Source organism: Bradyrhizobium sp. (assembly GCF_049798375.1).
Classification (GTDB): domain Bacteria; phylum Pseudomonadota; class Alphaproteobacteria; order Rhizobiales; family Xanthobacteraceae; genus Bradyrhizobium.
This window is the reverse complement of record NZ_JBARGP010000092.1, coordinates 1-5,670: the sequence shown is the minus strand read 5'-3', so window position 1 is coordinate 5,670 and position 5,670 is coordinate 1. Positions and strand designations below refer to the sequence as shown.

6 protein-coding genes are annotated in these 5,670 nt (G+C 65.3%); 4 read left to right on the top strand and 2 right to left on the bottom strand.

Translation table 11 applies throughout. The features are described from left to right. The first annotated feature begins 262 nt into the window (after nt 1–262). The 3 genes from rsmI to gshB are packed head-to-tail and all read left to right on the top strand — an operon-like array spanning nt 263 to nt 2,600. Entirely contained in the window at nt 263–1,210 is a 948-nt protein-coding gene (gene rsmI, locus WA702_RS04470) for a 16S rRNA (cytidine(1402)-2'-O)-methyltransferase (RefSeq protein ID WP_425109327.1), read from the top strand. Further along, nucleotides 1,197–1,619 carry a YraN family protein gene (locus tag WA702_RS04465; RefSeq protein ID WP_425109326.1) on the top strand — a complete coding sequence of 141 codons (423 nt, stop codon included), beginning with the start codon at nt 1,197–1,199 and terminating at the stop codon, nt 1,617–1,619. The genes rsmI and WA702_RS04465 overlap by 14 nt, the downstream gene beginning before the upstream one ends. Before the next feature lie 33 nt (nt 1,620–1,652). Continuing rightward, entirely contained in the window at nt 1,653–2,600 is a 948-nt protein-coding gene (gene gshB, locus WA702_RS04460) for a glutathione synthase (RefSeq protein WP_425109325.1), read from the top strand. Nucleotides 2,601–2,621: 21 nt separating this feature from the next. On the opposite strand, the gene WA702_RS04455 is transcribed toward gshB, so the two are convergent. Next, nucleotides 2,622–3,695: a DUF2336 domain-containing protein gene (locus tag WA702_RS04455; RefSeq protein WP_425109324.1), complete on the bottom strand. Its 1,074-nt coding sequence runs from the start codon at nt 3,693–3,695 to the stop codon at nt 2,622–2,624. A gap of 190 nt (nt 3,696–3,885) precedes the next feature. Further along, nucleotides 3,886–4,134, bottom strand: coding sequence for a PilZ domain-containing protein (locus WA702_RS04450; RefSeq protein WP_425109328.1), 249 nt, complete (start codon nt 4,132–4,134; stop codon nt 3,886–3,888). Between the two features lie 274 nt (nt 4,135–4,408). Here WA702_RS04450 and WA702_RS04445 point away from each other — a divergent pair. Beyond that, on the top strand, nt 4,409–5,670 hold a 1,262-nt coding region (locus WA702_RS04445; protein WP_425109323.1), incomplete at its 3' end, for a YifB family Mg chelatase-like AAA ATPase.

Genomic DNA, 5,670 nt, shown 5'->3' with positions numbered 1-5,670 from the left:
TCGGACTTGGGATGACGCGGGCCCACCATGATATCTCTTTGCTTGGCCGGATCATGCCGAGCCGGAACTCCCTCCGAGGGAACCGAAGGGACGGCCGATTCACGCATATTGTCGACGAATAGTTAACCAAAACAAAAGGCTAAGGAACCCGAAAGCTGTCAAGTTCGCCGGGGGCGATTCATTGCATCCGACCGCACCGTCATTCGAATGAGCCCGCGAAGGGCTTATGGCGCTCGGCCAATCTACCTTTTAGATTGGTCCCATGTGCGCAAAGGCAATCCCGACCACGCCGGCCATCAACAGCAAAGACACGGCCAGCCCCGGTTACACGGTGGCGGGGCAATTCGTCGCAGCCCCGAAGGCGCGTCCAGGGCTCTATCTCGTGGCAACCCCGATCGGGAACCTCGGCGACATCACCTTGAGAGCCTTGGAGACGCTCGCCGGCGCTGATGTCATCGCCTGCGAGGATACCAGGATCACACGGCGGCTGACCGAGCGCTACGCAATCACGGCCGATCTCATTCCCTATCATGAGCACAATGCGGAAGCCGCGCGGCCGAAGATCCTGCAGCGGCTGGCGGAGGGCGCGGCAATCGCGCTGGTCTCCGACGCTGGCACGCCGCTGATCTCCGATCCCGGCTATAAGCTGGTGCGCGAGGCTTGTGCGGCCGGCCACGCCGTGACCGCGCTGCCCGGCCCGTCCTCAGTCCTGGCGGCGCTTTCGGTTGCGGCATTGCCGACGGACCGCTTCTTTTTCGAGGGCTTCCTGCCGGCCAAGCAGCAGGCGCGCCGGAACCGGCTCAACGAGCTCGCCCGCATCGACGCGACGCTGGTGCTGTTCGATTCCGGCAGCCGCGTGCAGGACACGCTGGCCGACCTCGCAGCGATCATGGGCCGCCGCGAGGCCGCAATCTGCCGTGAACTCACCAAGCTGCATGAAGAGATCAGCCGCGCGCCCCTCGCCGAGCTTGCGGCCGGCGCCGCTACGCTGGAAACCCGCGGCGAGTTCGTGCTGGTGATCGGCCCGCCGCGCGATGCCGATATCATGACGTCGGATGATTTGGACGCGCTGCTCAAGGAGCAATTGCGGACCGAGAGCGTCAAGGACGCGGTGGCGTACGCGGTCGAGTTGTCGGGACGGCCGCGCCGCGAGGTCTATGCGCGGGCACTCGCGCTCACCAAGGCGGGCGAGGCCGATGGCCAAGATTGAGGCTGAGCCGGAGCTGGCGCCGCCGGCCAAGCAGGTGAAGACGCCGGCCCCGGAGCGGGTCGCAGCCTTCCGCACCGGTGTCTCGGCCGAAGCCAAGGCGGCTGCGATGTTGATGGCCAAGGGCTATTGGATCCTGGCCCGCCGCTACCGCACCCCGCATGGCGAGATCGACGTTGTCGCTCGCCGAGGCGACCTGCTCGCCTTTGTCGAGGTGAAGGCGCGTGCCTCGCTGGACGATGCGGCCTATGCGGTGACGCCGCGGCAGCAGCAACGTATCATCGACGCGGCGCAGGGCTGGCTGATGGCGCATCCCGAGCATGCGGAATTCGAGCTGCGTTTCGACGTCATTCTCGTTGCGCCGAAGCGCCTGCCGCGCCATCTGAAGGCGGCATTCGACGCCAGCACTTGAAATGCCTCACGTCATAAAGCCGGAAACAGACCGATGACATTGAACGTCGCCGTCCAGATGGATCCCATCGCGCGCATCAACATTCGCGGCGATTCCACGTTTGCGCTGCTGCTGGAAGCGCAAAAGCGCGGCCACAGCCTGTCCTATTACACGCCGGACAAGCTCTCGCTGCGCAGCGCGGAGGTGGTCGCGCCCGTGCAGTCGTTGACGGTGCGCGACGAAGCCGGCGACCATTTCACGCTCGGCGAGCCGCGGCCGACGCCGCTCGAATCCTTCGATGTCGTGCTGCTGCGGCAGGATCCGCCGTTCGACCTCGCCTACATCACCTCGACGCATCTGCTCGAGCGCATCCACCCGAAGACGTTAGTGGTGAACGATCCGGCCAGCGTGCGCAACGCGCCGGAAAAGCTGTTCGTGATGAACTTCCCGCAGCTGATGCCGCCGACCTTGATTTCGCGCGACATGGACGAGATCAATGCCTTCCGTGACCAGCATGGTGCGGTCGTGATGAAGCCGCTGCATGGTCATGGCGGCGCGGCGGTGTTCCGCGTGATGCCGCAGGACATGAATTTCGGCTCGCTCTACGACATGTTCTCGGTGACCTTCAAGGAGCCCTGGGTGATCCAGCGCTTCCTGCCCGAGGTCAAGCACGGCGACAAGCGCATCATCCTGGTCGATGGCGAGTTCGCCGGCGCCGTCAACCGCGTGCCGGCCGCAGACGATCTGCGCTCCAACATGGTGCGGGGCGGGGCAGCGAAGGAAACCGAGCTCACGGCGCGCGAGCGCGAAATCTGCGACACGCTTGGACCGGCATTGCGCGAGCGCGGGCTGTTGTTCGTCGGCATCGACGTGATCGACGGCAACCTGACCGAGATCAACGTGACCTCGCCGACCGGCATCCGCGCCATTTCGCGGCTCGGCGGCTCCGACATCGCGGCCCGCATCTGGGACGTGATCGAGGCCAAGCGAGCCCGGCGCTGACGTTCAAGCCGCCGGATGTTCTCAGTTCGCCTTGATGCCGAACCGGATCTTCCACTGCGCCTCGGAGAGAACGAGCTTCTCGAAGCGAATGCGCTCCTCGTCGAGCTCGTCGGGCGGCACCGGCGCACAGCCGGGCCTGCCGCGCAGGATCATCGAGGCGGTTGCCCAGCTCAGCCGTGATGCCTTGCAGGCGACGAGCAACTCGGCGCGCCGGTCGTCATCCATTAAGGCTTCGATGACCTCGACGGCGACATCCGACAGCACGGCCAGGGAGAAGATGGCGGCAGGGAAGTCGCCGGAATGGACGAACCGATTGACCGCGGCATCCCTCAGCTTGCCGCTGCGGTTGAGCGCCGCGACCTCGGCCTTGATGTGCGAATAATCCCAGCTTGCGCGCATCCCGGCGCTAGCCGATCGGGTCGGTGTGGCCTGCAAGGTGGCCTGGGCTGCGAGCGGCGCGGCCTTGATGAACCTGGCGCGCGCAGTCTCGGAGGCGACGGCGACAAAGGCCCGCGACAGCTTGGCCGGAAGATCGGTCCTCGATCCAAGTTTTTCGGCGAGTTCGTCGTCGCGCTCGGCGCTCTTGAACAGGCTGCGATAGGTGTCTTCGGAAAACCGTGCAGTGAGGTTCTTGACAAGTGCCATGCGCACGGCCGGAACGCTGCGCCCGATCAGGAGATCGGATAACGGCTCGGCCAGCTGCTTGCGGATAGCGATCGCGATGAGATGGGACTGGCCCGCAGTCTTGATGATGTCGGTGAGGTCGCGCTCGGTCAGCACCGCAGCTTTCGCCAGCATCGGGGCTGCGACCCGGATGTCGCCATGCGCCGCAAGCTGCCGCGCCGTTGCATAGGGCGCACGCTCCAGGCCGGCGAGTGCTGTGCTGAACTCGGCCAGTCGTTCGGCCGCGACCTGCGGCATCAACCGTGCGAAGATGCCGTCATAGAGGTCGAGCTGCTCCGCAGCGTGCGGCCGCGGTCCTGATATCAGCAGGCTCGTGGTCTTGCGCAGGATATCCGACGCCAGCTCGGAGGCATCGGTGACATCTTGTCCGGCCGGCTTTGCGGCCCGTGCAGCCGGAGCATTCGCAGCCATTTTTCCTCTTACCCTGATCTGAGCAACCGCGGCGACGCGTCGTTTGACGTTCGGCAGCGCTCGTTCTTGATGTAACCCGAGCATGCGGTCGTCCGCCTAAAGCACGGTTAAAAACCCTGCGCCCGCTTGCCTACAAGGTTACGAAAACGATGACATCGACCTGCTCCTGCGGCCCGCCTGCCCGACAGCGCTAGAACGTCACGCCGATCCGACGGCCCGCCTTCCACACCATCCGACAGCGCTTGCGCGTGTTGCCATGGATCAGTTCGAAGCGCAGGGGCAGCGAAACTTGGGACCCGATATCCAGGCAGGCACCGCCGGGAGAGAAATCGACCAGCGCGCAGTCGATCATGGGGTCCTTCGGGCTCACTACGATCTTGGCGGCGTTCGACACGCGTCCGCCCGGCTTCACGCGTGCGAAGCGGCGGGGATTGACGATCTTGTTCACGCTGATGACCTCGACGGCGAATGTTGGTGCCTAGTCATGATCTTCACGTCGCATGAAGATCGCCTTGGCCGCGTCGAGCATTTCCGGCAACTGGATCTGATTCCAGCAACCAGTGCGGGAGACGCCGGATTTGCTTGGTGCGGGAGTTAATGCCCGGTTTCGCTCGAGGACAGAAGGCCGGCCTTGCCTCATGGACCGGCAATTGTTCTTGTCTTGTTCTTGCAGAACATGCGACCTTCCGCTACCTTCGGTTTAGGGGGCAGGAATGGTCCAACGCGTTTCCACCGTGGCGTTCGAGGGCATCGAAGCCCGCGCTGTCGATGTGCAGGTGCAGGTCGTACCCGGCCTGCCGAACTTTTTGATCGTCGGCCTGCCCGACAAGGCCGTGTCCGAAGCGCGTGAACGGGTCCGCGCGGCTTTGATCGCGTCCGGTCTGGCGCTGCCGGCCCGTCGCATCATCGTCAATCTCGCGCCGGCCGACCTGCCCAAGGAAGGCAGCCACTATGATCTGCCGATCGCGCTCGGCCTGATGGCCGCGATCGGCGCGATCCCGCCGGATGCGTTGAGTGGTTACACCGTGCTCGGCGAACTCGGCCTTGATGGTTCGCTCGCGCCGGTGGCCGGCGTGCTGCCGGCGGCAATCGGCGCCAACGGACGTGACGAGGGATTGATCTGCCCCGCGGCCTGCGGCGCCGAAGCGGCCTGGGCGAGCCCCGATATCCAGATCATCGCGGCGAAGTCGCTGATCCAGATTGCCAATCACTTCAAGGGCACGCAGGTGCTGTCGCGGCCGCAGCCCCGGGTGCACGAGGCCGAGGCGAGCCTGCTCGATTTGCGCGACATCAAGGGCCAGGAGAGCGCCAAGCGCGCGCTCGAGATCGCCGCGGCCGGCGGACATCATCTTTTGATGATCGGCGCACCCGGCGCAGGCAAGTCGATGTTGGCCGCACGATTGCCGTCGATCCTGCCGCCGCTGTCGCCGTCCGAGCTTCTGGAAGTCTCGATGATCGCCTCGGTCGCCGGCGAGATCCAGGGCGGCGCGCTGACGTCGCGGCGGCCGTTCCGCAGCCCGCATCACTCCGCCAGCATGGCGGCGCTGACGGGCGGTGGCTTGCGTGCCAAGCCCGGTGAGATCTCGCTCGCGCATCAGGGCGTGCTGTTTCTCGACGAGTTGCCGGAGTTCGATCCACGCGTGCTGGATTCGTTGCGGCAGCCGCTGGAGAACGGCGAGGTCTCGATCTCACGGGCCAATCATCGCGTCACCTATCCAGCGCGCTTCATGCTGATTGCGGCGATGAACCCGTGCCGCTGCGGCAGTGCATTCGAACCTGGCTATTCCTGCGGGCGCAACCGGATCGATCGCTGCACGGCGGATTATCAAATGCGCATTTCCGGCCCGCTGATGGATCGCATCGATCTGCGCATCGAGGTGCCGGCGGTGACCGCCGCCGATCTGATCCTGCCGCCGCCGGCGGAAGGCTCCAAGGAGGTCGCCGCGCGCGTGGCGGCCGCGCGCGACATCCAGCT